This is a genomic window from Streptomyces sp. NPDC017991 (assembly GCF_044328075.1).
Classification (GTDB): Bacteria; Actinomycetota; Actinomycetes; order Streptomycetales; family Streptomycetaceae; genus Streptomyces.
Genome location: NZ_JBIRGP010000007.1, coordinates 366,109 through 389,496 on the forward strand (window position 1 = coordinate 366,109; position 23,388 = coordinate 389,496).

Below are 23,388 nucleotides of genomic sequence, written 5' to 3' on the forward strand. Positions count from 1 at the left end.
CGGCCGCTGACGAAAGTTCCGGGTTCACAGGGTGATTCGAGCACCCCCGGCCCCCGTAAGCCAGGGCCCAAGGGTGCCCGTCAGCGTTCCGTAATGACTTCTTACGTATTTCTCAGGAGCCGTGACTTTCAGCAGCGGGCGGTCGGGCGTCGGACCCCGCCGCCTTGTCCAGCTGGAACGCCTCGTTGCCCAGGCCGATGCCGGCGTACGCCTCGGGCTTGCGGGCGCGCAGGAACAGGCCCTGGGCGACGCCCCCGGCGGCGGCCAGCACGATGATGCCGGGCAGCAGCCGGCTGAGCGAGGAGCCGGGTCCCGCGCCCACCAGGACGTCGAAGTCCTTGATGGTGTAGACGGCGATGACGAGGAGCGCGAGCCCCGCGATCACCGAGCAGCCCAGGCGCCAGGCCTGGGCGCGCCCGGCGCCCCGGCGGACGAAGAAGACGACGACGGAGAGCGAGGCGGCGGCCATCAGCACGATGACGCCGAGCGCGCCGACGTTGCCCATCCAGGTGAAGAGGTGCAGTACGGGCGCGGTCGGGTCGCCGACCGGCTTGTCGTCGGCGACGGCGAACGCCACGACGGCCACCACGGCGACGGCCGACTGGAGGAGCGAGCCCGTGCCGGGCGCACCGCTCGCACCCGTGGTCCGGCCGAAGGCGGCGGGCAGCAGCCCCTCACGGCCCATGGCGAAGGCGTACCGGGCGACGACGTTGTGGAAACTGAGCATCGCGGCGAACATGCCGGTCACGAACAGCACATGGAGCACGTCGGTGAACGTGCCGCCGAGCCGTGACTCGGTGAGGAAGAACAGCAGTCCCGCGCTCTGCTTCCGGGAGGCGCCCACGATCCCGGAGGGGCCCGCGGCGACGGTCAGCGCCCAGGAGCTGAGCGCGAAGAACACGGCGACGAAGCCGATCGCGAGGAACATCACACGCGGGACCAGGATGTGCGGGCGGCTGGTCTCCTCCGCGTACACGGGGGCCTGCTCGAAGCCGAGGAACGCGGCGACGCAGAAGCACAGCGCGGTGCCGAGGCCCGCCCCGCCGAGGGTGTCCGGGTTGAAGGCGTGCAGCGACAGGCCTTCCTTGGCGGGGTCGGCGACGGCCGCGATGTCGAAGATCACGACGAGGGCGACCTCGATGAGCAGCAGCACCCCGAGCACGCGCGCGTTGACGTCGATCTTCAGCCAGCCGAGGGCGCCGACGAGCACGGCGGCCAGCAGCGCCGGTATCCACCAGGCGAGTTCGACGTCGAGGTAGGTGGCGAACAGGCCGGACACCTCGAAGCCGAAGATGCCGTAGATCCCGACCTGGAGGGCGTTGTAGGCGACGAGGGCGACCGCCGCGGCGCCCGAGCCCGCCAGGCCGCCGAGTCCTCGGGAGATGTACGCGTAGAAGGCGCCCGCGTTGTGGACGTGGCGGCTCATCTCGGCGTATCCGACGCTGAAGAGGACGAGCACGACGCCGAGCAGGACGAAGAGCAGGGGCTGCCCTACGATGCCCATCACTGCGAATGTTGTGGGCATGACACCTGCGACCACCATGAGGGGGGCGGTCGCCGCGAGGACGGAGAGCAGCAGGCCCCCCGTGCCGAGCCGGTCGGAACGCAGGGCCCGGTCCTGGCCCTTGAAGGTACTGATGCCGTTGTCCGCGGCGGCCGGTCTGCTCGTGCCCGTCGTCATGGCGGGATCGTCCTTTCGGCTGGCAGGCTGCTGCCTGGCTGGGTGACTGGGGGGCGGGGCGACTGGGTGACAGGGTGAGTGGGGTGGCTGGGTGGCTGCCGGGTGGCCGGCCGGGTGTCGTTCAGACCGTGCCGAGCACGCTGTCGCGGGCGGCACGGAAGGCCGTGTGCGGGTCCCGGTCGGGGTACGACCAGGGCACCGCGGTCGCGTGCGGTCCGATGCGGTGGAACAGGGCGGCTGCCTCGGCGCCCCGGCCCTCGCAGAACTTGGCGTGGACAAGGAAGTTGAGGTCGAGCCGGCTGCGCGGATGGTCGTCGCGCTCCCACTCCAGCCACCAGTCGAAGGCCGACTTCATCACCTGCCGCGCCCGGCGCCCCACCCAGTGCCCGGAGGCCACCGGGTCGGGCGGTTCCCTGCCGGCGGCGGCCAGGGCGCGATAGCGCTCGGCGTGCGCGACGACGGGCAGGATCGCGAGCGGTGAGTCGGCGGGCGCCTGTTCGGCGGACCAGGTCGCGAAGTCGTAGACCTCGTGCAGCGGGTCCTGCCCCGGCTCGGGGCGCCGCTCGGCGAGCCGGGCCACCATCAGATGGTGGGCGTGGTGGTGGTCGGGGTAGCGGTGGCGGACCTCGTCGAAGAGCCGCACCACGTCCTGGTCGGCGCCGAGGACGCGCTCCAGCATCAGCAGTCCGAGCCAGGGCGTGGGGTCGTCGGGCAGCGCCTCGGCCGCGGTACGGCACGCCTCACGCGCCCCGGCCGGCTTCTCCTTGCCGTTCAGGGCGCGTTGGACGGTGGCGACGGCGAGCAGCACGGCGGCGTCCGGCGACTCGGGTTCGGCGAGCTGCCAGTCGCGGGCCCAGGCGAGCGTGCCGCTCTCCTGGGCGAGGGTCGTGACGCGGTGGCCCCGGCGGTCCCAGTCGTCACCGGTCGCGGCCAGCAGGGCGCGTACGGCGGTCCACCGCCCCTGGGCCAACGCGGCGCGGGCAGCGATGAGTTCGGTGTCGTCGAGTGCGGCGTCGAAGGGCTGGACCGCGCGCTTGCGGGCGCGGCCGAGGGGCGGCGGAGGTGGGGACACCGCAGAACTCCCTCGCACGACGCGGATATTCAGTGTCTGTTTTGTGTGACCGGTTGACATTCACCGTTGACTGGTTCTGTCAGCTCCCGGTCACGGACAGCCAACCCCCGTCACGGGTTCACGTCAAGGCCCGATGATTACTGACACGCTTCAACACGGCCCCGCGGAGAGTGAGTTGAGCCTCACCGCCAGTCGTCGAGCCTCAGCGCCGGTCGTCGAGCCACACCGTCAGCCGTCGAGCCGCACCGTCAGTCCACGGCCTTCGCCGCGGCCCGCCCCGCCGTGCGCCCGGAGAACAGGCAGCCGCCCAGGAACGTCCCTTCGAGGGCCCGGTATCCATGCACTCCGCCGCCCCCGAAACCGGCCGCCTCCCCCGCCGCGTACACCCCGGACAGCGGGTCGCCGCCCTCGGTCAGCACCTGCGACGAGAGGTCGGTCTCCAGGCCGCCGAGCGTCTTGCGGGTGAGGATGTTGAGGCGGACGGCGACGAGCGGGCCGGCCTTGGGGTCGAGGATGCGGTGCGGGGTCGCCGTGCGGGTCAGCCGGTCGCCGAGGTAGGCGCGGGAGCCACGGACGGCCATCACCTGGAGGTCCTTGGTGAAGGGGTTGGCGATCTCCCGGTCGCGCGCGGTGATCACGCGGCGCAGCCCCGCCTCGTCGATGAGCGGCTCCTTGGTGAGCGCGTTCATCCCGCGGACGAGTGCGCCGAGGTCCTTCTCGACGACGAAGTCGGCGCCCTTGTCCATGAACGCCTGCACCGGCCCCGGCACGTCGGCCCGCGCCCGCTGGAAGACACCCTTGACGGACTTGCCGGTGAAGTCGGGGTTCTGCTCGGAGCCGGAGAGCGCGAACTCCTTGCCGATGATCTTCTGGTCGAGCACGAACCACGTGTAGTCGTAGCCCGTGCCCATGATGTGTTCCAGCGTGCCGAGCGTGTCGAAACCCGGGAACAGCGGTACGGGCAGCCGGTTGCCGCGGGCGTCCAGCCAGAGCGAGGACGGGCCCGGGAGGATACGGATGCCGTGCTTGTCCCAGATGGGGTCCCAGTTCTGGATGCCCTCGGTGTAGTGCCACATCCGGTCGCGGTTGATGAAGTGCGCGCCCGCGTCCTCCGCGACACCGAGCATCCGGCCGTCCACGTGCGCCGGCACACCGGAGATCATCCGCTCCGGCGGGACGCCGAGGCGCTCGGGCCAGTTGGCGCGCACGAGTTCGTGGTTGCCGCCGATGCCGCCCGAGGTGACGATCACCGCCTGGGCCCGCAGCTCGAAGGCACCGGTGACCGCGCGACCGCTGGCCCGGCCGCGCTCGACGCCCGACGGCTCCAGGATCTCGCCGCTCACCGTGTCGACCGCGCCCGCGCTGCGCGACAGACCCGTCACGCGGTGGCGGAACCTCAGCTGTACGAGCCCTCGCGCCACGCCCTCGCGGACCCGCCGCTCGAAGGGGGCGACGACACCGGGGCCCGTACCCCAGGTGATGTGGAAACGCGGCACGGAGTTGCCGTGGCCGTTCGCGTCGTAGCCGCCGCGCTCGGCCCAGCTGACCACCGGGAACCAGCGCACGCCCTGCTTGTGCAGCCAGCTCCGCTTCTCGCCGGCCGCGAAGTCGACGTACGCCTCGGCCCACTTGCGGGGCCAGTGGTCCTCCGGACGGTCGAAGGCCGCGGTGCCCATCCAGTCCTGGAAGGCCAGCGCGCGGCTGTCCTTGATGCGCATCCGGCGCTGCTCGGGCGAGTCCACGAAGAACAGGCCGCCGAAGGACCAGTGCGCCTGGCCGCCGATCGACTGCTCCGGCTCCTGGTCGAGGAGGATCACCTTGCGCCCCGCGTCGACGAGTTCCGCGGTCGCCGCGAGCCCGGCGAGCCCCGCTCCGATCACGATCACATCTGCGTCGTACGCCATGAGCGGGTCCTCCTGGGGTGTGTCACCGATCGGTGGTCACTGATCGCTTGTTACTGACCGGTCAGATCCTTGGGCAACGGAGTGACCCAGTCAACTGCCGGGTCGCGGGTACTCGGGCTACAGTCGATCGCAACCACACCCCGCCCCGTCACCGTCCGAAGTCTTGAGGTACGCAGCGTGTCGGTTCTGGTTCTCGTCCTCGCCGTCGGCGCGGCCTGCTGTCTGGGCGTCGGTTTCGTCCTCCAGCAGAACGCGGCGGCGCACGCTCCCCTGGGCGACTTCCTCTCCCCCCGGCTGCTCCTCGACCTCGTGAGGGTGCCGCGCTGGCTGGGCGGCATCGGGTTCATGGCGGTGGGCATGGTGCTCGGCGCGATAGCGCTGGCGCACGGTGAGGTGTCCCTCGTCGAACCGCTCCTCGCCACGAATCTGCTCTTCGCGCTCGTCCTCTCCCGGCGCCAGACCCGCCAGCCGCTCGGCCGGCAGGGCTGGGGCGGGCTTCTGCTGCTGGCCGGCGGGGTGACGGCCTTCATCGTGGCCGGGCAGCCGCGGGGCGGCGACGCGATCTCCGACCCGGTACGGCACTGGCTGATCATCGGCGTGATGGTGGGCCTCGCCCTGCTGCTCACCGCGTACGCCAAACGGTCCCGGCTCAGCTCGGGACCGGCGCTCGGGGTGGCGGCGGGGCTGCTGTACGGGGTCCAGGACGCGCTCACCCGGGTCAGCGGACAGCGCTTCTCCGACGGCGGCTGGGCCGCGCTCGCCACCGGCTGGCAGCTGTACGCGGTCGTCGCCCTCGGGATCACCGGGCTCGTGCTCGTCCAGAGCGCCTTCGAGACCGCGCCGCTGCGGATGTCGCTGCCCGCGCTCACCGCCGCGCAGCCGCTCGCCGGGATCGTGTGCGGGGTGGGGTTCCTCGGGGACCGGCTGCGGGCCGACACCGGGGCGCTGGCCTGGGAGGCCGCCGGACTCGCCGGGATCGTGGCGGGGGTCGTCCTGCTGGGACTGCATCCCGCGATGCCGAACGGTGTGGCGCTCAAGGAGCGGCTGCGGGATCTGCAGCCCCGCTGACGTCCCACCGGCCGGGGCGGGCCGCCGGCGGGCTGCTTTGATGGTCGGATGACTTCCGCTGACGAGATTCTCGACGTCGTCGACGAGCACGACGAGGTGGTGGGGCAGGCCCGGCGCGGGGACGTGTACGCGCGCGGGATGCGGCATCGATGCGCGTTCATCCAGGTCAGAGACGCGCAAGGGCGCCTGTTCGTGCATCGCCGCACGTCGACCAAGCTGGTGTTCCCCTCCCTCTACGACATGTTCGTCGGCGGAGTGGTGGGCGCGGGCGAGAGCTACGACGAGGCGGCTCTGCGGGAGGCCGAGGAGGAGCTGGGGGTGTCCGGGCTGGCCCGGCCGTCCTTCCTGTTCAAGTTCCTGTACGACGACGGGGCCGGGAAGAGCTGGTGGTCGGCCGTGTACGAGGTGCGGTGCGAGGTGGCGGTGCGGCCTCAGGTCGAGGAGGTCGCCTGGCACGCGTTCCTGCCGGAGGGCGAGGTGGAGGAGCGGCTGGGCGAGTGGGAGTTCGTGCCGGACGGGTTGGCCGCGTTTGCGCGGCTGCGGGCGTTTCGGGAGGCGGGGGCGGGGGCGGGCTGAGGTGCGTTCCCCTGTGCGGGTCGGTGGGGGCTTGTCGCGCAGTTCCCCGCGCCCCTGAACAGCCAGAAGACTGCGCCGTTCCCCGCGCCCCTGAACAGCGAAAAGCGACACGATTGCGCCGTTCCCCGCGCCCCTGGCGGGCGGAAGGCCGCGCCGTTTACCTTGGCGGGGGCCGGTAGTGTCGCTGGCGTGATCGAATTTGTGCGGAACGTCCGGTTGTGGTTCGCGCCTGCGCGGATCGAGGAAGAAGGGGTCACCCCCGACTACCGGTTCTCGTTGGCGAACGAGCGGACGTTCCTGGCGTGGCTGCGGACCTCGCTCGCCCTGATCGGCGGCGGTTTCGCCGTGGACCAGTTCCTGCCGGATCTGCGGTGGGAGTGGCGGGCCGGACTGGCGCTCGGACTGCTGGCCGCGGGAGTGCTGTGCGCGCTGCGGTCGGTGAACCACTGGGTCCGCTGCGAGCGCGCGATGCGCAGGGGCGAGGACCTGCCGGTGTCCCGCTTTCCGGCCCTGCTGAGCATCGGTGTGGCCCTGGTGGCCATCGCGATGGTGGTGGTCGTACTCGCGGGGTGGGAGTCGTGACGGCGGGCGCCGGCGGATCCGGGGGCCGGGACCCCGGACTGCAGCCCGAGCGCACCCGGCTGGCCTGGCGACGGACGACCCTCGCGGCGACCGTGGCCGCCGTGCTCGCCGGGAAGTCGGCACTGCGCGACGGGCCGGGCGTGACCGCGCTGCTGGTGTGCGCGCTGTGCTGCGGGCTGTGGCTGGGGTTCCTCGCCGTGGCACACCGGCGGATCCGCGCCCTGTCCGGGAGCGTGCCCCCGGAGGCGTTCACCCCCGGGCACGCGAGCACCGCCGCCCTGTGCACGATCGCGTTGGCCGTCTGCGCGGCGGCGCTGGTCTTCTGAGGATCCGGCAATGATCACGTGCCGTTGCGGGCGAACACATCGCGGTTCGTGTGGCCGGCCCGGCCGACGTCACACTCCGCACCTCGAAGGCGAGCGAGCACCATGGCCACCACTTTCATCACGAACACCCCTCCCACCGGTACGCCCACGGTCCGGACCGCGGGCACGCCGAGGTGCCGCACGGCGACCGCGTCGACTACGTTCATGACGGTCACCGCCACGTCCGCCACGAAGGGCACCGGGACGACCACCAGGCCCCGCGGAGATCCCGGAACCCTCGAAGCCGCAGGTGACGGCCCGCGGGTTCCTCATGCCTTCGTGGCCGAGACGCCGATCACGTTTCGTTTGCCCACTGGACGGCATACCGACCGGTCGGCATCATGTGGGGAGTCCTGATTCCCGCCTACGGAGGAAACACGATGAGTCCAGACCACCCGCCAGGTCTCGATCTCGACCGGCTGCGCGGCCTGCTCGACAGCGAGCGGCCCGGGCTGGTCGACGGCGCGCTGACCGGCCGGCTGATCGAGGGCGGACGGTCTAACCTCACGTACGCGGTGACGGACGGCACCTCCCAATGGGTCGTGCGCCGGCCGCCGCTCGGGCACGTACTGGCCACCGCGCACGACATGAAGCGCGAGCACCGGGTGATCAGCGCGCTGCACCCGACCGCCGTGCCCGTGCCGCGCACACTGCTGCTGTGCGAGGACGTGGAGGTGCTGGGCGCGCCCTTCTACGTCATGGACTTCGTCGAGGGCACGCCCTACCGGACCGCCGAGCAGCTCGCCCCGCTCGGCCCGGAGCGCACGCGCGGCGCGGTGCTGGGTCTCGTCGACACCCTGGTCGAGCTGCACGCCGTGGACCCCGCCGAGGTGGGCCTCGCCGACTTCGGCCGGCCGGAGGGCTTCCTCGACCGGCAACTGCGGCGCTGGGGCAAGCAGTTGGACGCCTCCCGCAATCGCGAGCTGGCCGGCATCGACGAACTGCACGCCGCCCTCGGACGCGAGCTGCCGCACTCCCCCACGGCCACCGTCGTACACGGCGACTACCGCCTCGACAACGTGCTGATCGGCGAGGACGACCACATCAGGGCGATCCTCGACTGGGAGATGTCCACGCTGGGCGACCCGCTCACCGACCTGGGCCTGCTGGTCATGTACAGCATGCCGCTGGGACTGACCGACTCCCCCGTCTCCACGACCGCGACGGCCGCCGGGCACCCGTCACCGGCCGAGCTGGTCGAGCGGTACGCCGCGCGCTCGGGGCGCGACGTGTCCGCCGTCGCCTGGTACACGGCCTTCGCGTGGTTCAAGCTCGCCGTGATCCTGGAGGGCATCCACTACCGCTACACGCTCGGCCAGACCGTCGGCGCGGGCTTCGACCGTATCGGCGACCTGGTGCCCGTGTTCATCGAGCACGGCCTGACCACCCTTCAGGAAGGCTGACCGCACCATGGACTTCGCATTCGACGCACGCACCGAGGAACTGCGCGCCAAGCTGCTCGCCTTCATGGACGAGTACGTCTATCCGGCGGAGGCCGTCGCCCACGAGCAGCGCGAGCGGCTGGCCTCGCCGTGGGACACCCCGGCCGTGGTCGGGGAGTTGAAGGCCGAGGCCCGCCGTCAGGGGCTGTGGAACCTCTTCCTGCCGGACTCCGAGTACGGGGCCGGGCTGACGAACCTCCAGTACGCGCCGCTCGCCGAGATCACCGGCCGCTCCCCGCAGTTGGCGCCCACCGCGCTGAACTGCGCGGCGCCCGACACCGGCAACATGGAGGTGCTCAGCCAGTTCGGCGACGAGCAGCAGCGCAAGCAGTGGCTGGAGCCGTTGCTCGCCGGGGAGATCCGGTCGGCGTTCGCGATGACCGAGCCGGAGGTGGCCTCCTCCGACGCCACCAACATCACCACGCTGATCGAGCGGGCCACCGATACGGCGTCCGGCACCGACGAATACGTCGTCACCGGCCGCAAGTGGTACATCTCCGGGGCCATGAACCCCGACTGCAAGATCTTCATCGTGATGGGCAAGACGGACCCCGAGGGCTCCGACATCCGCCGCCAGCAGTCGATGATCCTGGTGCCGCGCGACACCCCGGGCGTCGAGGTGAGGCGCGCGATGCAGGTGTACGGGTACGAGGACCACTCCCACGGGGGCCACGCGGAGGTCGTCTTCCACGGGGCGCGGGTGCCGGTCGCGAACCTCGTCGGCGAGGAGGGCGGCGGCTTCGCCATCGCGCAGGCGCGGCTCGGGCCCGGCCGTATCCACCACTGCATGCGGCTGATCGGCATGGCCGAGCGGGCGATCGAGCTGATGTGCCGGCGGGCGGTCTCCCGTGAGGCGTTCGGCAAGTCACTGGCCCAGCAGGGGGTCGTCCACAACTGGATCGCCGACGCGCGGGTCGCCGTCGAGCAGCTTCGGCTGCTGGTCCTGAAGACCGCGTGGATGATGGACACCGTGGGCAACAAGGGCGCGCACACGGAGATCCAGGCGATCAAGATCGCTACGCCTCGTACGGTCGTCGACATCATCGACAAGGCGATCCAGCTGCACGGCGCGGGTGGTGTGAGCCAGGACTTCCCGCTGGCCGAGCTGTGGGCGGGCGCTCGCACCCTGAAGCTGGCCGACGGGCCGGACGAGGTGCATCAGCGGTCGCTGGCACGGCACGAGCTGAAGAAGTACGTCTGAGGCAGCGCGGGCGGTGGCACCCCCCCATTGCGCAGTTCCCCGCGCCCCTGAGGGGCTCAGGGGCGCGGGGAACTGCGCAATCCTTGGCGTCCGCCCCCACCGGCCGGCGGAAGGCCTCCTACGGGCGGAGCGCCCGAAGGAGGAGGTCCGCCAGGTGGTCGGCGACCTCCTGCTGGGTGAGCGGGCCGTCGGGCCGGTACCACGTGGACAGGTGGTGCACGGAGCCGAAGTGGTAGTCGACGACGAGGTCCGCCGGGGTCTTCCTGGAGAAGACCCCCGCCTCCTGGCCCTCCTCGACCAGCGCGCGGAACCGTTCGTGGTAGCGCCGCCGCTCGGCCCGTACCTGCTTGTTCTTCTCCGGGCTCAGATGGTGCATCGAGCGGAAGAAGATCGACGCGTCGTCGAGGTTGTCGATCGTCGTGACGACGACATCGGCGGCGGCGCCCCGCAGCCGCTCCTCCACCGGCGCGTCGGCGTCCGCGAAGGAGTCGAGCCGCTCCTGCTGCACCCGCAGCACCCGCGCGTACACCTCGTGGAGCAGATCGTCCTTGGAGCCGAAGTAGTGGTACAGCGCACCCTTGGTGACACCGGCCGCCTCGACGATCTCCTGGACCGAGGTGCGGTCGTAGCCGCGCTCGGCGAAGAGCCGGGTGGCGGCGGCCAGCAGCCGCCTCGGAACGGGCGTGCCGTCCCCGTCCGTCGTCCTGGGCACTGCCGCCACCTGCCTTCCAGTGTTCTTTGTGTTGTTCACGTTGTAGAGGCCGTTCAAGGCGTTCCGGTTGCGCCCCGCCCTGTTCGTCCGCGTTTGTCCACGAGCGTTCGTCCGTGTTCGTCTACGAGGCCTCGTGCGGACGCGAGCGCAGTTCCCTCCGGAGGATCTTCCCACTGGCCGTCTTCGGCAGGTCGGTCAGGATCTCCACCTGCCGCGGGTACTTGTAGGCGGCCAGTCTCTCCTTGCAGTACGCGGCGAGTGCGGCCGGGTCCTCCTCCGCGCCGGGCCGCAGGCTGATGTACGCCTTGACGGTCTCGCCGCGATACCCGTCGGGCACCCCGACGACAGCCGCCTCACGCACGGCCGGGTGGGTGTAGAGGACGTCCTCGACCTCACGCGGCCACACCTTGAAGCCGGACGCGTTGATCATGTCCTTCTTGCGGTCGACGACATAGAGCCAGCCGTCGGTGTCGATGAACCCGATGTCACCGGTGCGCAGTTCCCCGTCAGGGAAGGTCTCCGCGGTGGCCTCTGGGCGCCGCCAGTAGCCGGGCACGACCTGCGGGCCCCGTACGAGGATCTCGCCCTGCTCCCCGAACGGCACCTCCTGGCCGTGGTCGTCGACGATGCGTACGACCGTGTCCGGTCCTGGCAGGCCGACGGCGAGCGTCCCGGAGGCCGGGTCGACCGGCGCCTCCAGGTGGGGCGGCACGGAGGCGCAGGGCGCGGTGCACTCGGTGAGTCCGTAGCCGTTGCGGATGTACGGCCCGAAGCCCGCCCGGAACTTCTCGACGAGCGCGGGCGGCAGCGGCGCACCGCCCGAGGAGATGTTCACGAAGGAGGAGAAGTGGTCCGGCGTCACGGACGGATGCGCGGCCAGTGCCATGAAGGCCGTCGACGGTCCGACCGTGTAGTGCGGCCGGTGCTCGGCGAACGCGTCGAGGACGACTCCCGACTCGAAGCGGTACGCGAGGACGAGCGTGCCCCCGCTGTTGAGGCAGGCCAGGAACTGGCAGACCATGCCGGTGATGTGGAACAGCGGAGCCATCGCGAAGTACACGGGCGCCTCGGGCAGCGCCAGGCCGGTGCGCTGGCGCTCGGCGTTGTACATGACGTTGCGGTGCGTGTTGGTGGCCCCCTTGGGAGCGCCGCTCGTCCCCGAGGTGTAGCTGATGAGCGCGATGTCCGCCGGACCGGGATCGCGGTCGGCCGGGGCCCGGTGGCCGGCCTTCGCGACGGTCGTCAGGTCGTCGGCGTCCGGCGCCTGCGGCAGCCGTTCGAAGGTCAGCACGCGCGCGTCGTCCCGCGTCTGGAAGTCCAGTTCGCAGGCGGTCAGCACGATGCGTACGGGCGAGCCGGCGGCCGTGTCGCGCAGATACGACTCCCAGGCCCGGTCGGCGCAGATCAGCGCGGCGACCTCGCCGTCGCGCAGGACGTGGGTCACCTCACCGGACTTGTACATGGGGTTGACGGGCAGGACGGTCGCGCCGGCCTTCCAGGCGCCGAGGACGGCGAGCACGAAGAGCGGGCTGTTCTGCAGCAGGACGGCGACCCGGTCGCCGCGCTCCAGACCGCGTTCGGCGAGGTGCCCGGCGACCGAGTCGCTCAGCTCGTCGACCTCGCGGAAGCTGAGCCGTCCGTCGAAGTAGGCGAGGAAGGTGCGGTCGGGCGTCCGGGCGGCGGCCCGGCGCAGGGCGTGCACGGGCGAGTCGTCGGGGCTGACGGGCCCGCGCTGGGCCTCGTTGAGGAGGGCGACCCAGGGCTGGGCGGCGTACAGGGAGGTGGTGGTCATCGGCGGTCGGCCTCCCACTTCTGCTGGATGTGGTTCATGTTCGCCAGCCAGCGCTCGGGGTCGGCGGCGCGCGCCCGGTAGTACTCGGCGACCTCGGGGTGCGGAAGGATCAGGAAGCGGTCCTCCTCGATCCCCGCGAAGAGGGCGTCCGCGACGGCCTCGGGCTCGATGGCGGTGGGCAGCAGCACGAGGTCTCCGGCGCTGCCGGTGCCGGCGAGCATGTCGGTGCGGACGCCCTGCGGACAGATCGCGTGCACCTTCAGACCGCGGTGGCGGTACGTGAGGGAGAGCCACTCGGCGAAGGCGTACGCGCCGTGCTTGGTGACGCTGTACGGGGCCGCGCCGATCATGGTGAGCAGTCCGGCCGCCGAGACGGTGGAGACGAAACGGCCGCTGCCGCGCTCCAGCCAGGCCGGGAGCAGCTCCTCGGCCGCACGGACGTGCGCCATCACGTTCACGTCCCAGGCGAGCTCCCAGACCCGCGCGGGGGCCGCCTCGGAGCCGCCGGAGGGCAGTCCCGCGTTGGCGCAGTAGACGTCGACGGTGCCGCCGAGGGCGTCCCGTGCCTCGGCCACGATCGTGGAGGCGTCGCCGGGGACCGCGATGCCGCCGATCTCCTCGGCTACGGTCCTGGCCTTCACCGCGTCCAGGTCGTTGACCACGACCCGGGCCCCCGCGGCGGCGAACCGCCGGGCCAGCGCGGCCCCGATCCCCCCGCCCGCTCCGGTGACGACCACTCCGGCATCCTGCAAGGCTTCCACCATCGGTCTCCTTCGACACGACATCTCTGCTCCGCTCCCACCAGACTAACCAGTCGGTATGCGACCCGTAAGGGGCGCGGGGAACTGCGCGACCGGCCACGACGGGCCGGCAGCTTACGAACGACCCGCGGAAGCCATACCGTGCACGTGCCAACCTTCCGCGAGAACGGAGGCCCCACATGCGCCGCCTGTCCAGACGAAGTCTCCTGGCCGCAACGACCACCGCAGCCGCGGTCTCGGCAGGCCCACCCTCCACGGCCACGGCCGTTCCCGCCCCGGAAACGGCGCCCCGCCGTTTCCGGACCGGCTTCGACCGGCTCGCCGCGAGCGGCTACGCCCTCCTGGAAGGCAGGCGCGTCGGGATCGTCACCAACCCGACAGGCGTCACCGAGGACGCCCGCCACCTCGTGGACGTGATGCACGCCGACGACCGCGTGGACCTCGTCGCCGTCTTCGGCCCGGAGCACGGCTTCCGCGGCACCGCGCAGGCCGGCGGCTCCGAGGGCCGCTACGACGACCCGGCGACCGGCCTGCCCGTCTACGACACGTATCTCAAGAGCGGGCAGCCGCTGGCCGACATCTTCACCGCCTCCGGTGTGGACACGGTCGTCTTCGACATCCAGGACGCGGGCGCCCGCTTCTACACGTACATCTGGACGCTGTACGACTGCATGGACGCGGCCAGGATCGCGGGCAGGCGTTTCGTGGTGCTCGACCGGCCGAACCCGGTGACGGGCCGCGGCGCGTACGGTCCCGTACTGCACAAGGAGTTCGCGACGTTCGTCGGCCGGGAGCCGATCGCGCAGGCGCACGGGATGACCGTCGCGGAGCTGGCCCGGCTGTTCAACGCGGAGTTCCTGGCGGAGCCGGTGCCCCTGGACACCGTACTGATGTCGGGCTGGCGGCGGTCGGACTTCTACGACGCCTCGGGGCTGCCGTGGGTGCCGCCGAGCCCGAACATGCCGACGCCCGACACCGCTCTCGTGTACTCGGGCACCTGTCTCTTCGAGGGGACGAACCTGTCGGAGGGGCGCGGCACGACCCGCCCGTTCGAACTGCTCGGCGCCGAGGGCGTCGACCGGCGGTGGGCCGCCGAGGCGGAGCAACTCGGGCTCCCCGGCGTGCACTTCAGGGAGGCGTACTTCGCCCCCACGTTCTCGAAGTTCCAGGGCAGGACGGTCGGGGGTGTGCAGATCCATGTCCACGACCGCGCCGCCTACGACCCCGTACGCACCGGGATCGCGCTGCTGGTGACCGCCAAGCAGGTCTGGAGCGGGTTCGCCTGGCGGCCGGACAACTGGATCGACAAGCTGACGGGCTCCACGCTGGTGCGCACGATGATCGACGCGGGCGCGACGGCCGACGAGGTCGTGGCGGGCTGGCAGGACGAGCTGGCCGCGTTCCGGCGCGTACGCAAGGAGTACCTCCTGTACCGCTGAGACGGCCGCTCCCGATGGGCCGTGGCAGCCCACCCGTATCGGATCCCCTATCCTGGACCACCCGTTCTGGATCATCCGCCGAGACATGAGTTCGGGCTGGTCGGACTGGACGTGGCCCCTGGTCAACTCCCCCGGTCGGCGGGACGATTACGTGCACATCGCGCGGGTCGCGGAGGCCGAAGGGGGCTTGTCATGGCGGATCCTGAAGTGGGCGTGACTCCCTACTGGGAGCTGACGTTCGACGCGGACGGCGACGTGGACGCGCGGCAGCGCGACCGGCTGCTCCGGGAGGTGGTGGACCGGGGTGTCAAGGACCTGGTCGTGTTCGCGCACGGCTGGAACAACGACCGTCCGACCGCGACCCGGCTCTACAGCCGCTTCTTCGAACCCCTCCCCGCCCTCGCGCCGAACGCCCGCCTCGGATACGTGGGCGTGCTGTGGCCGTCGATGCGGTTCACCGACGAGCCGATCCCCGACTTCGCGCGGAGCGTCGCCGCGGTGTCCGTGGGCCCGGCACTGGACAAGGGCACGCGCGGGGCCCTGCTCACGGCCTTCCCCGGCCGGGCCACCCTGATCGACCAGCTCGCCCGGATGCTCGACCAACAGCCGGAGGGAGACGCCGCGTTGGAGGAGTACGGGCGGCTGGTGCGGCTGCTCGTCGAGTTGCGGCCGGAGGCGCCGGGCGCCGCGTTCGCCGCGGACACCCTGACGGATTCCGGCACCCCGTCCGCGACCCCGAACGATCCGCGGATGTTCCTCGGGGACACGGCGCGGACCTGCCGGGAGTTCGCGCGGGCACTGGCGGAGGACGCCGGCGCCGAATCCGCGGAAGAGGGTGCGCGGGCCGCGCCCCGCCTCGCGCGCGCCTGGGACGGGGCACACGAACTGCTGCGGCAGGCGGCGTACTTCGCGATGAAGCGCCGTGCGGGCACGGTCGGCGAGCGCGGGCTCGGGCGGCTGGTCGGGCGGCTCGCACAGACGGCGCCCGGGGTGCGGGTGCATCTCGTGGGGCACAGCTTCGGCGGGCGCCTGGTGTCGTTCGCACTGCGCGGACTGCCCAAGGGGGTGCGGACCGTGAAGTCCGTGACGCTGCTCCAGGCGGCCTTCTCGCACTACGCGTTCTCGGGGCGCCTCCCGCACGACGTACGGCACAGCGGTGTGCTCCACGGTCAACAGGACCGTATCGACGGGCCGTTGGTCTGCTGCTTCTCCCGGTTCGACTCGGCGCTCGGCACGGTCTACCCGCTGGCCTCGCGGACGGCGGACGACGACCGGACGGCCGCCGACCTCGCCCTTCCCCGTCTTCTCGGCCCCAGGTGGGGGGCGTTGGGCCACGACGGGCTGCAGGCGGTGTCCGGCACGAGGACGTTCACGCTCGCCGACGCGCTGCGGGCGAGACTGCCCGCTTCGGGGTGCGTGAACATCGACGCGTCCGCGGTGGTCCGGCGGGGCGGCGCCCCGGCGGGCGCCCACAGCGACATCTGCCACCGGGAACTGGCCCAGGTGGTCCTGGCGGCGGGCCGCATCCGCTGACCCGCCGCCAGGACCCACGTACTCACCTCGCCGACGTGTACGTCAGCGGTGTGAGGTGAACTCCACGACCTGCTGGTAGGTCGGCCGGTTCTGCCAGCTGATCTTCCCGTGCTTGATGCCGCCCAGCGTGCGCTGGTTGACCGAGTCGGCGCACCACTGGTCGCCCGCCGAGCAGAGCTCGTCGCCGGGGTAGACCTGGGCGGTGGTTCTGCCTGCGGCGGTCCTGAGCGTGCCGATCAGGATGTCCCGGCAGGCGCTGAGGCTGCCGCCGCCGCAGTACGGCTTGGCGAGGCCGCCCTGCACGGACTCGCCGAGCACCGCCCGGAGGTCCTTGTGGACATAGCTCCACCAGCCGTACTGGAAGGAGCTGCCGGCGTGCGATCCGGTGGGCCCGTGTCCCGCCGAAGGGGCCTCGTCCACCGGGAGGTTGGCGGTCATCGCGGTGTAGAGGCCGCTGCCGAGGCCCGGTTCGAACTCGCCCTTCACCAGCAGGGGCCACCAGGCGTCGAGGAGGCGGATCGCGTCGGCGTTCGCGTAGGCCTTCGAACCGGCCGCGGTCTCCTTGCGCCTGGCGCCCGCCGTCACCCAGTCGGACAGCTTCGTCACGGCCGCCGCGGCCGTCGTGTCGGTGACCGGCGAACTGGTGACCACCTGCAGCAGCTTCGGCAGTACGTCCTCGGCGCGCAGGTCGGCCAGCGCCGCGTCGGCCATCGCCTTGGTGAGCGACGCCCTGGTCACCCCGCCCGCGGTCACCAGTTTCCGCACCCGGTCCTCCAGGAGGTCGCCGCGGTGGACGGAGCCGTTGCCCCAGGGAGCCGTGGTGTAGTCCTTGGCCTGCTTGTTGTTCCAGGAGATGTAGTAGTCCTGGTCGATCGAGTTGGGGTGGGCGGAGGCCGGGGTGTAGTCGGCGGTGTTCGTCGCCGGCGTCCAGTTCCTCCACTCGTACGGCGCCTGCGCCCAGACCGGGAACTCGGCGTCGACGCCGTCGGCGCGTACGGGATTGTCACCGCTGTTGTAGTAGGCGGTGTGCTGCGAGTCGGCGTAGAACCAGTTGAAGGTGTAGTTGATGTGCTGCACCGCCGCCTGGAAGGTCTGCGGACTCTTCACGTAATCAGGGTCGTTGAGCATCTGGAAGCCGATGATGGAGTCGGCCTCGTGCAGGAAGGAGGAGCGCAGCGTGGTGTACGCGACCTTCTTGCCGTCGACCGTGGCCCGGTGGGTGACCGGCCCGTACCTGGTTCGCCAGACCTGCATGCGGTAGGAGCCCGCGGGGGTGCTGTCGGCGGTGGTCGGCTTCCACGCGTTGGTCTGCTCGATCTTCTCCATGGCCGTGCAGGTGCCGCGGTACAGGTAGTGGGTGTCGTCCTGGCACAGCTCGACCGCGTAGGTGTCGATGATGTCCTGGCCGGAGGTCGTGGCGCTCCACGCGTAGTCCTGGCCGCGGCCGAGTTCGACGTACATGCTCAGGCCCGCGAAGGAGGCGCCGCGGGCGCTGAGGCCTGGTCCCTGGATCTCCTGGAGCATGAGCAGCTGTGGCGCGAAATAGCCGGTCTGCGGTCCGAAGACGGCGATGGGGTGGCCGCTCGCCGTGCTCCTGCCGCTCACCACGAGGGCGTTGGACATGCCGCGCTTGGCCGAGCTGAGTGCGCTCGCCGTCGCGGAGGCGGACGTCCCGGTGGCCTTGGCGGTGGCCGCGCTGCCGGTGCGGTCGTGGACCAGTGGCTCCTCGGTCACCGTGCCCGCGGTGGGCAGCGCGGCGCCCTGCGGGGTGGCCGGTTTGGTGGCGTACGGGAAGCTCTCACCGTTGTGGACGGTGAGTACGGCCTCGGGGTCGTTGCGCTCGCGGAAGGACTCCCAGACCTTGGTGCCCTCCTCCACGCCGTACTTGGACTGGGCGGCCAGCAGGGAGACGGCGTTGTTGACCTCTCCGCCGCCCCCGGAGCCGAAGAGCGCGCCGATGACGGAGGCCAGGGCGACCAGGTCGGTCTCCTTGAAGTGCTCGATGGTCCCGGCGTTGGTGACCGAGTCCTTGTGGCCGGTCAGGACGTACTCGCCGGGGAAGTAGCGGCCGCTGTCCGAGGCGTCTATGTAGGAGTTGATGCCGGCGAGGTAGGCCCTGACGTCGGCGAGCGCCTGCCGGCCCCGGGCGCCGTTGCCGGCGACGGCGCTGTCGATCTGCGCCTGCAGATCCGCCTCGGTGTACGGGGCGTGGCGCCAGAACTCCTGTTCCAGACCCTGGTTGGAAGGGGCGCCGCCCGCGAAGGGGGTCAGCCCGCCGCGCCCGACGTGCCGGAAGACGTCCATCAGCCACAGCCGGTCCTGGGCGGCGGCGTAACCGGCGCCGAACTCGGTTCCGTAGCGGGTGGTGCCTGTGATGTGCGGCACGCCGGTCTTCTTGTCGCGGACGATAGTGACGTCCGTGCGTCCCGCGGGCTTCAGGGTGGACTCGACCTGGTCGGCGGGGACCCCGAACGACGCGTCCCTGAAGAATTCATTAATTTTGGCGTCGGTGAGCGCGGAATAGCCGGACGCCAGATTGCCGTAGGGCGCCAGCTGATCGTCCGCGTGGGCGGGCTGGGTGCCGAAAGCCTGGTTGAGAAGGATCTCGGCGAGGGTCGCGTTGCCGTTCTGACCTGCGGGGAGAATGTCCGAGCACTGGCTGCCGCAGTAGTCGTTCGCCGCCGCGACGGGGGTGTCGGCGGCGACCGCCTGGGAAAGCGGTGACAAAAGACCGGCAATGAGAACGCATACCGAGGCGCCCATGAGGAACTTGGGGAATCTGCGGGGAGTTCTCAGTCTGTCGAGGATGGTGCGTGGGATACGCCGGGGCATGGCTGACTCCTCACGACGGGGGTGGGCGGGATGTTACTGCCGGTATCCCCGGGTTAGAAGATGAACATGCGTCACTTTCGGCGCCGGAGGGGCCGACGGAGCCCCGCCGGGGCCGCCGACCGCCACCGGACGACGGCCGGGAATGACCCGAGAGACGACTGACAACCGTCTTGCGGATGGCCGATAACAGGTTGATTGGCGGTTTTATGGCGGTCGCCGAAAATCAGATGGAGCCGAATCGCGTGTCGATACGTCTATTCGGCGACGTCCTTACGACGACGACGCCGAAGTGACCGAAGTACAGGTGCAGGTGTGACGGAGGTGCAGGGCGATGGCGGGATTCCGCAGTCTGGCGAGACAGGTGCGCGACCCGAGGAGCGATCTGGCACTGCGGCGCTATTCACTGCGCAAGTGCCTTGAGAGGTTCGCTCCTTACGGTCACCGGGCGACCTGGGATCATCTGTGCTCCCGGGCCGGGTTCGACCCCGAGGACCGCTCCCCCGATCCGGTGCGGCTCGTGGCCGCATTGGACGAACTGGAGGCGGCCCGCTCCGTCTGGCTCACCTACGAGGCCGGGTTCGCCCAGCGCCGCAAGAAGGAGAAGCACGACGGTCTGCGCAGCCCCGGCAGCGTGGACGACTGGCACCGGCTCACCTGGGGCGGCTTCGGGGTCGCCTGGTGCGACGACCCCGGGATCCATCCCCATGAACCGCTGGCCGAGGTGCTGCGCCGGCTGATCGCCGCCCTGGAGCGGGAGCCCGGCGCCGTCTGCCCCGTCTGCTCGGGCGAGCGCCTCGTCTGGAAGTACGACCTGGCCCACGAACCGTCCTCCGGCCCCGTCTGCACGGCCTGCGGAATCGTGGTCCCCCGCCCGGTCCTCACCTCCGAGGCGCTGGCGGAATGCCGCCGGGGACGCCTCCTCATGGCGGTCGCGGGTTAGGGCGTGTTTCGAAAGTCCCGTCTGCCCGGCGACGCCATGCACGCACTCTCACCGCACCGGGCGCAGACCCAAGTACGTCCAGTACGAGAGTCTGCGCCCGGCACGCCGAGAGCACGCACCTGACGCCGCCGGGCCCGCCCTCCGGGCGGACGACGCTACTTTCGAAACACGCCCTAGCGCAACGCCGGGGGTGCGCCGGAGGAGCCGCACCCCCGGGTACATGCTTACGGGACCTTGACGTCGGTGTGGATGGCGAGCTTGAACTCGGCGCACATCAGCGGTGCGGAGATCTTCGCGTCGCCCGCGCCGCGTACGGACACCTTCAGGCCGACCGGTGTGCCCGGGTGGACGAACATCTGCCACATGTAGGAGCGGTACTGGCCGCCCCGGGTGGGCCCGAAGTCGGTGGTGGCCGTCGAGTTGTAGCCCGCCGTGGTGAGGTTCAGCGGGTCGCGCACGAAGCGCGCCCGGTACTCAAGGCCGCGGGCGTCCGCCTCCCAGAAGACCAGCGCGGACAGGACTCCCCAGCCGTCGTGGCTCGGCCAGATCAGACCCGAGCGGGCGTCGGGGAACGCCGACGCGGCGCCGCCGCCCTGCCCCGGGTCGTGCATGTTCCAGCGGTCGTACTGCTCCTCGCCCGTGACGTACGGGAAGCGCACGAGGTGGTACCCGTCGCTGTCGTACGTGACCCGCTGGGCCCCCGTGTGCGCGGCTTCCCACTTGAGCGAACAGATGACCAGGCTCATTGCCTGTTCCCCTTTCGATCTCCGGTTGTCGGTACCGCCTGGCACCATCGGGGACATGGTCCAGGTCTGTGTGAACGGGGGGCGCGGGTCCGGCGACGGCGCGCTCGTGCCGCTGTCGCCGAAAGCGATGGCCGGCTCCGCCGCGGAAGCCGTCGCGGCCGGGGCGTCGGACATCCATGTGCATCCCAAGTCCCCTTGTGGAGAGGACACCCTGTCGGCGAAGGCGGTCGCGGCGACGCTGGACGAAATCCGGACAAGGGTGACCGTCCCCGTCGGGGTGACCACCGGAGCCTGGGCCGAGCCCGACCCCGCGGCCCGGCTCGCACGCGTCCATGAGTGGAGCGTCCTGCCGGACCACGCCTCGGTCAACTGGCACGAGCCGGGTGCCGAGGAGGTCGCCGCCGCGCTTCTGAAGCGTGGCGTGGGCGTCGAGGCGGGCATCTGGTCCGGCACGGACGGGGCCGCGCGGTTCGCGGCGTCACCGCTGGGTCCGCGGGTGCTGCGCGTCCTGGCGGAGGTGACGGACCCCGATCCGGACACGGCCGAGGACACGGCCCGCCGGTTGCTGGCCGCGATCGGCGCCGCGCACGGCCGCCCGGTCCTGCTGCACGGCGAGGAGGGCGGCACCTGGCCCGTACTGGCCCTCGCCGCGCGCCTCGGCCTGGCGACCCGCATCGGCCTGGAGGACACGCTGACCCTCCCCGACGGCCGACGGGCCACGTCCAACGCCGAGTTGGTGACGGAGGCACTGGTCCGGTACGGAGCCGGCTCCGGATCCGGCTCCGATGCGGGGCCTTGCGGCCGACAGCCGTGAGGTCGGCTCGGTGGCGGTGAGGTCGGCTCGGTGGCGATGAGGTGGGCTCGGCGGCGGTGGGGCCGGCGGTCATAGCAGCCCCAAAACCCGTCGCTCCACCCCTTTCCCGTCCGCACAGTGGAAGGCGATGAGACCAGGCTGAGCACCATGTGAGCCCCCGAGGAGCCCCACCATGTCGACGCTGCGCGTCACCGCCGAAGTACTGACCGTCCACGAGCATCCGAACGCCGACGCGCTCGAACTGGCCCAGGTGGGCCTGTACCGGGCCGTGGTCGCCAAGGGCGCGTACCGCACCGGCGAGAGCGCCGTCTACATCCCGGAACAGTCCGTGCTGCCGCAGGAGCTGATAGCGGAACTGGGGCTCACCGGGCGTCTCGCGGGCAGCGGCTCGGACCGGGTGAAGGCGGTCCGGCTGCGCGGCGAGCTGTCACAGGGGATCGTCTGCCGGCCGAGCGCGCTGGCCGACGTGGACCTGGCGCGGGCCGCCGCCGACGGCACGGACTTCGCGGAACGGCTGGGCGTCACCAAGTGGGTACCGCCCGTCCCTCCCACCATGGACGGCGAGATCGAGGCGGCCCCCGACCTGCTGCCCTGGGTCGACATCGAGAACATCCAGCGGTATCCCGGCATCTTCACCCCGGGTGAGGAGGTGGTCCTGACCGAGAAGCTGCACGGCACGGCCTGTCTGCTCACCTACTTCGCCGAGGACGACCGCGTCCAGGTCTCCTCCAAGGGCTTCGGCGCCAAACGCCTGGCCCTGAAGGAGGACCCGCGCAACCTGTACTGGCGTGCGGTCCACGGCCACGGGGTCGCGGCGGTCGCGGCCCGGCTGGCCGAGCGGCTCGGGGCCCGCCGCGTCGGCGTCTTCGGCGAGGTGTACGGGGCGGGCGTCCAGGACCTGACGTACGGCGCCGACGGCCGCCGCGAGACCCTCGGGTACGCGGTGTTCGACGTGTCCGCGGAGATCGACGGCGAGGTCCGCTGGCTGGACGCGGACGACCTGCTCACCGGCGAACTGCCGCTCGTACCCAGGCTGTACACCGGCCCGTACGACATCGGGCGGGTACTGGAGTTCGCCTCCGGCCGCGAGACCGTCTCGGGGCAGGGGATCCATCTGCGCGAGGGGGTCGTCATCCGGCCCGCCACCGAGCGCTACAGCCCGCTGACGGGTGGCCGGGCGGTCGCGAAGGCGGTCAGCCCGGCGTACCTGATCCGCAAGGGCGGCACGGAGTACGAGTGACGGGGGCACCCGGGGGGGTAGGGCTCGGCGGTCCGGGGCACGGGGGGGTCGGGAACTGCCTCAGCGGCAGGTTCCGGGCTCCGGGTTCCCTTCGGGCTGCTGGTCCGGCTGCGGGTCCGGGGTCCGGCGTACGCGTTGTCCGGTGCCTTCGACCATGAGGCGGGAGCCGCTCCGGCGTTCGCCGAAGACGTCGTCGGGGTTGGACAGGACGCAGTTCTCCAGGGAGAGGCAGCCGCAGCCGATGCAGTCCGTGAGGTGATCCCGCAGACGGCCCAACTGCTTGATGCGCTCGTCGAGTTCGGAGCGCCAGGCCTCCGAGAGCCGGGCCCAGTCCTCCCGGGTGGGTGTGCGCTCCTCGGGGAGTTCGGCGAGGGCGTCACGGATCGTGGCCAGCGGGATGCCGACGCGCTGCGCGGCCCGTACGAAGGCGACCCGGCGCAGGGCGTCACGGTGGTAGCGGCGCTGGTTGCCCGAGGTGCGACGGCTGCTGATCAGGCCCTTGGACTCGTAGAAGTGCAGGGCCGAGACGGCGGCTCCGCTGCGGGCCGACAACTGGCCGACCGTGAGTTCATGGATGGTCTCGGGAATCTGGGGCACCCCTCGAACCCTACCCAGTCCGTCACCCCTGCGGTCCGTTGACAGGGGACCTCGCTGCGACCATGCTAAGCAGTTGCTTAGGGATATTGCT

Annotated in this window: 21 protein-coding genes; 11 read left to right on the forward strand and 10 right to left on the reverse strand. The window is 71.3% G+C overall.

The window, feature by feature from the left end; all coding sequences use genetic code 11:
* Window positions 1-112 precede the first annotated feature (112 nt).
* The 3 genes from ACH4DZ_RS22700 to ACH4DZ_RS22710 form a co-directional block, all read right to left on the reverse strand.
* Window positions 113-1,681 carry an APC family permease gene (locus ACH4DZ_RS22700; RefSeq protein WP_398289073.1) on the reverse strand — a complete coding sequence of 523 codons (1,569 nt, stop codon included), beginning with the start codon at window positions 1,679-1,681 and terminating at the stop codon, window positions 113-115.
* 121 nt (window positions 1,682-1,802) lie between these two features.
* Window positions 1,803-2,753: a hypothetical protein gene (locus ACH4DZ_RS22705; RefSeq protein ID WP_398289074.1), complete on the reverse strand. Its 951-nt coding sequence runs from the start codon at window positions 2,751-2,753 to the stop codon at window positions 1,803-1,805.
* A gap of 248 nt (window positions 2,754-3,001) precedes the next feature.
* Entirely contained in the window at window positions 3,002-4,657 is a 1,656-nt protein-coding gene (locus tag ACH4DZ_RS22710; protein WP_398289075.1) for an FAD-binding dehydrogenase, read from the reverse strand.
* A 177-nt stretch (window positions 4,658-4,834) separates the two neighbouring features.
* Here ACH4DZ_RS22710 and ACH4DZ_RS22715 point away from each other — a divergent pair, with 177 nt between their 5' ends.
* From ACH4DZ_RS22715 to ACH4DZ_RS22730, 4 genes are all read left to right on the forward strand, one after another.
* Complete coding sequence (locus tag ACH4DZ_RS22715) at window positions 4,835-5,725, forward strand: DMT family transporter (protein ID WP_398289076.1); 891 nt, start codon at window positions 4,835-4,837, stop codon at window positions 5,723-5,725.
* A 48-nt stretch (window positions 5,726-5,773) separates the two neighbouring features.
* A complete protein-coding gene (locus tag ACH4DZ_RS22720) occupies window positions 5,774-6,301 on the forward strand; it encodes an NUDIX domain-containing protein (RefSeq protein WP_398289077.1) in 528 nt (175 codons plus the stop codon).
* Window positions 6,302-6,490: 189 nt separating this feature from the next.
* Complete coding sequence (locus tag ACH4DZ_RS22725; protein WP_398289079.1) at window positions 6,491-6,883, forward strand: YidH family protein; 393 nt, start codon at window positions 6,491-6,493, stop codon at window positions 6,881-6,883.
* Entirely contained in the window at window positions 6,880-7,209 is a 330-nt protein-coding gene (locus tag ACH4DZ_RS22730; protein ID WP_398289080.1) for a DUF202 domain-containing protein, read from the forward strand. Before ACH4DZ_RS22725 ends, ACH4DZ_RS22730 begins: the two co-directional genes overlap by 4 nt.
* Before the next feature lie 14 nt (window positions 7,210-7,223).
* Here the strand turns inward: ACH4DZ_RS22730 and ACH4DZ_RS22735 are convergent, their stop codons facing one another.
* Window positions 7,224-7,415: a hypothetical protein gene (locus ACH4DZ_RS22735; protein WP_398289082.1), complete on the reverse strand. Its 192-nt coding sequence runs from the start codon at window positions 7,413-7,415 to the stop codon at window positions 7,224-7,226.
* 213 nt (window positions 7,416-7,628) lie between these two features.
* On the opposite strand from ACH4DZ_RS22735, the gene ACH4DZ_RS22740 reads away from it, so the two are divergent.
* Window positions 7,629-8,651, forward strand: a complete 1,023-nt coding sequence (locus ACH4DZ_RS22740) for a phosphotransferase family protein (protein ID WP_398289084.1) — start codon at window positions 7,629-7,631, stop codon at window positions 8,649-8,651.
* Window positions 8,652-8,658: 7 nt separating this feature from the next.
* Window positions 8,659-9,891, forward strand: a complete 1,233-nt coding sequence (locus ACH4DZ_RS22745; RefSeq protein ID WP_398289085.1) for an acyl-CoA dehydrogenase family protein — start codon at window positions 8,659-8,661, stop codon at window positions 9,889-9,891.
* Between the two features lie 118 nt (window positions 9,892-10,009).
* Here the strand turns inward: ACH4DZ_RS22745 and ACH4DZ_RS22750 are convergent, their stop codons facing one another.
* The 3 genes from ACH4DZ_RS22750 to ACH4DZ_RS22760 all read right to left on the reverse strand — a co-directional run bounded on the left by ACH4DZ_RS22750 (window position 10,010) and on the right by ACH4DZ_RS22760 (window position 13,159).
* Window positions 10,010-10,603 carry a TetR/AcrR family transcriptional regulator gene (locus ACH4DZ_RS22750; RefSeq protein ID WP_398289087.1) on the reverse strand — a complete coding sequence of 198 codons (594 nt, stop codon included), beginning with the start codon at window positions 10,601-10,603 and terminating at the stop codon, window positions 10,010-10,012.
* A 121-nt stretch (window positions 10,604-10,724) separates the two neighbouring features.
* Window positions 10,725-12,395, reverse strand: coding sequence for a class I adenylate-forming enzyme family protein (locus tag ACH4DZ_RS22755; RefSeq protein WP_398289089.1), 1,671 nt, complete (start codon window positions 12,393-12,395; stop codon window positions 10,725-10,727).
* Window positions 12,392-13,159 (reverse strand): SDR family oxidoreductase, encoded by a 768-nt coding sequence (locus ACH4DZ_RS22760; protein ID WP_398289091.1) that lies wholly within the window; start codon window positions 13,157-13,159, stop codon window positions 12,392-12,394. The genes ACH4DZ_RS22755 and ACH4DZ_RS22760 overlap by 4 nt, the downstream gene beginning before the upstream one ends.
* Before the next feature lie 176 nt (window positions 13,160-13,335).
* Between ACH4DZ_RS22760 and ACH4DZ_RS22765 the strand changes: the two genes are divergently transcribed.
* Both ACH4DZ_RS22765 and ACH4DZ_RS22770 read left to right on the forward strand, forming a co-directional pair.
* Complete coding sequence (locus ACH4DZ_RS22765) at window positions 13,336-14,595, forward strand: exo-beta-N-acetylmuramidase NamZ domain-containing protein (protein ID WP_398289092.1); 1,260 nt, start codon at window positions 13,336-13,338, stop codon at window positions 14,593-14,595.
* A 192-nt stretch (window positions 14,596-14,787) separates the two neighbouring features.
* On the forward strand, window positions 14,788-16,128 hold the full coding sequence (locus ACH4DZ_RS22770; RefSeq protein ID WP_398289094.1) for a serine-threonine protein kinase: 1,341 nt from the start codon (window positions 14,788-14,790) through the stop codon (window positions 16,126-16,128).
* A gap of 42 nt (window positions 16,129-16,170) precedes the next feature.
* Here the strand turns inward: ACH4DZ_RS22770 and ACH4DZ_RS22775 are convergent, their stop codons facing one another.
* The gene (locus ACH4DZ_RS22775; RefSeq protein ID WP_398289096.1) at window positions 16,171-18,960 is read right to left on the reverse strand and encodes a penicillin acylase family protein; all 2,790 of its coding nucleotides are present in this window, start codon (window positions 18,958-18,960) and stop codon (window positions 16,171-16,173) included.
* A gap of 331 nt (window positions 18,961-19,291) precedes the next feature.
* On the opposite strand from ACH4DZ_RS22775, the gene ACH4DZ_RS22780 reads away from it, so the two are divergent.
* The gene (locus ACH4DZ_RS22780) at window positions 19,292-19,900 is read left to right on the forward strand and encodes a hypothetical protein (RefSeq protein WP_398289098.1); all 609 of its coding nucleotides are present in this window, start codon (window positions 19,292-19,294) and stop codon (window positions 19,898-19,900) included.
* 224 nt (window positions 19,901-20,124) lie between these two features.
* On the opposite strand, the gene ACH4DZ_RS22785 is transcribed toward ACH4DZ_RS22780, so the two are convergent.
* On the reverse strand, window positions 20,125-20,646 hold the full coding sequence (locus ACH4DZ_RS22785; protein WP_398289100.1) for a hypothetical protein: 522 nt from the start codon (window positions 20,644-20,646) through the stop codon (window positions 20,125-20,127).
* Window positions 20,647-20,701: 55 nt separating this feature from the next.
* Here ACH4DZ_RS22785 and ACH4DZ_RS22790 point away from each other — a divergent pair, with 55 nt between their 5' ends.
* Window positions 20,702-21,460, forward strand: coding sequence for a 3-keto-5-aminohexanoate cleavage protein (locus tag ACH4DZ_RS22790; protein WP_398289102.1), 759 nt, complete (start codon window positions 20,702-20,704; stop codon window positions 21,458-21,460).
* A gap of 172 nt (window positions 21,461-21,632) precedes the next feature.
* Window positions 21,633-22,700 carry an RNA ligase (ATP) gene (locus ACH4DZ_RS22795; RefSeq protein WP_398289103.1) on the forward strand — a complete coding sequence of 356 codons (1,068 nt, stop codon included), beginning with the start codon at window positions 21,633-21,635 and terminating at the stop codon, window positions 22,698-22,700.
* 60 nt (window positions 22,701-22,760) lie between these two features.
* On the opposite strand, the gene soxR is transcribed toward ACH4DZ_RS22795, so the two are convergent.
* Window positions 22,761-23,297 (reverse strand): redox-sensitive transcriptional activator SoxR, encoded by a 537-nt coding sequence (soxR, locus tag ACH4DZ_RS22800; RefSeq protein WP_398289105.1) that lies wholly within the window; start codon window positions 23,295-23,297, stop codon window positions 22,761-22,763.
* Window positions 23,298-23,388: the final 91 nt, after the last annotated feature.

Bases quoted from the DNA above. Each gene is read 5' to 3' on its own strand.
- ACH4DZ_RS22700 (WP_398289073.1), bottom strand. From the start codon at position 1,681: ATGACGACGGGCACGAGCAGACCGGCCGCCGCGGACAACGGCATCAGT.
- ACH4DZ_RS22710 (WP_398289075.1), bottom strand. From the start codon at position 4,657: ATGGCGTACGACGCAGATGTGATCGTGATCGGAGCGGGGCTCGCCGGG.
- ACH4DZ_RS22720 (WP_398289077.1), top strand. From the start codon at position 5,774: ATGACTTCCGCTGACGAGATTCTCGACGTCGTCGACGAGCACGACGAG.
- ACH4DZ_RS22735 (WP_398289082.1), bottom strand. From the start codon at position 7,415: ATGAACGTAGTCGACGCGGTCGCCGTGCGGCACCTCGGCGTGCCCGCG.
- ACH4DZ_RS22740 (WP_398289084.1), top strand. From the start codon at position 7,629: ATGAGTCCAGACCACCCGCCAGGTCTCGATCTCGACCGGCTGCGCGGC.
- ACH4DZ_RS22745 (WP_398289085.1), top strand. From the start codon at position 8,659: ATGGACTTCGCATTCGACGCACGCACCGAGGAACTGCGCGCCAAGCTG.
- ACH4DZ_RS22755 (WP_398289089.1), bottom strand. From the start codon at position 12,395: ATGACCACCACCTCCCTGTACGCCGCCCAGCCCTGGGTCGCCCTCCTC.
- ACH4DZ_RS22760 (WP_398289091.1), bottom strand. From the start codon at position 13,159: ATGGTGGAAGCCTTGCAGGATGCCGGAGTGGTCGTCACCGGAGCGGGC.
- ACH4DZ_RS22765 (WP_398289092.1), top strand. From the start codon at position 13,336: ATGCGCCGCCTGTCCAGACGAAGTCTCCTGGCCGCAACGACCACCGCA.
- ACH4DZ_RS22770 (WP_398289094.1), top strand. From the start codon at position 14,788: ATGGCGGATCCTGAAGTGGGCGTGACTCCCTACTGGGAGCTGACGTTC.
- ACH4DZ_RS22775 (WP_398289096.1), bottom strand. From the start codon at position 18,960: ATGCCCCGGCGTATCCCACGCACCATCCTCGACAGACTGAGAACTCCC.
- ACH4DZ_RS22780 (WP_398289098.1), top strand. From the start codon at position 19,292: ATGGCGGGATTCCGCAGTCTGGCGAGACAGGTGCGCGACCCGAGGAGC.
- ACH4DZ_RS22785 (WP_398289100.1), bottom strand. From the start codon at position 20,646: ATGAGCCTGGTCATCTGTTCGCTCAAGTGGGAAGCCGCGCACACGGGG.
- ACH4DZ_RS22790 (WP_398289102.1), top strand. From the start codon at position 20,702: ATGGTCCAGGTCTGTGTGAACGGGGGGCGCGGGTCCGGCGACGGCGCG.
- ACH4DZ_RS22795 (WP_398289103.1), top strand. From the start codon at position 21,633: ATGTCGACGCTGCGCGTCACCGCCGAAGTACTGACCGTCCACGAGCAT.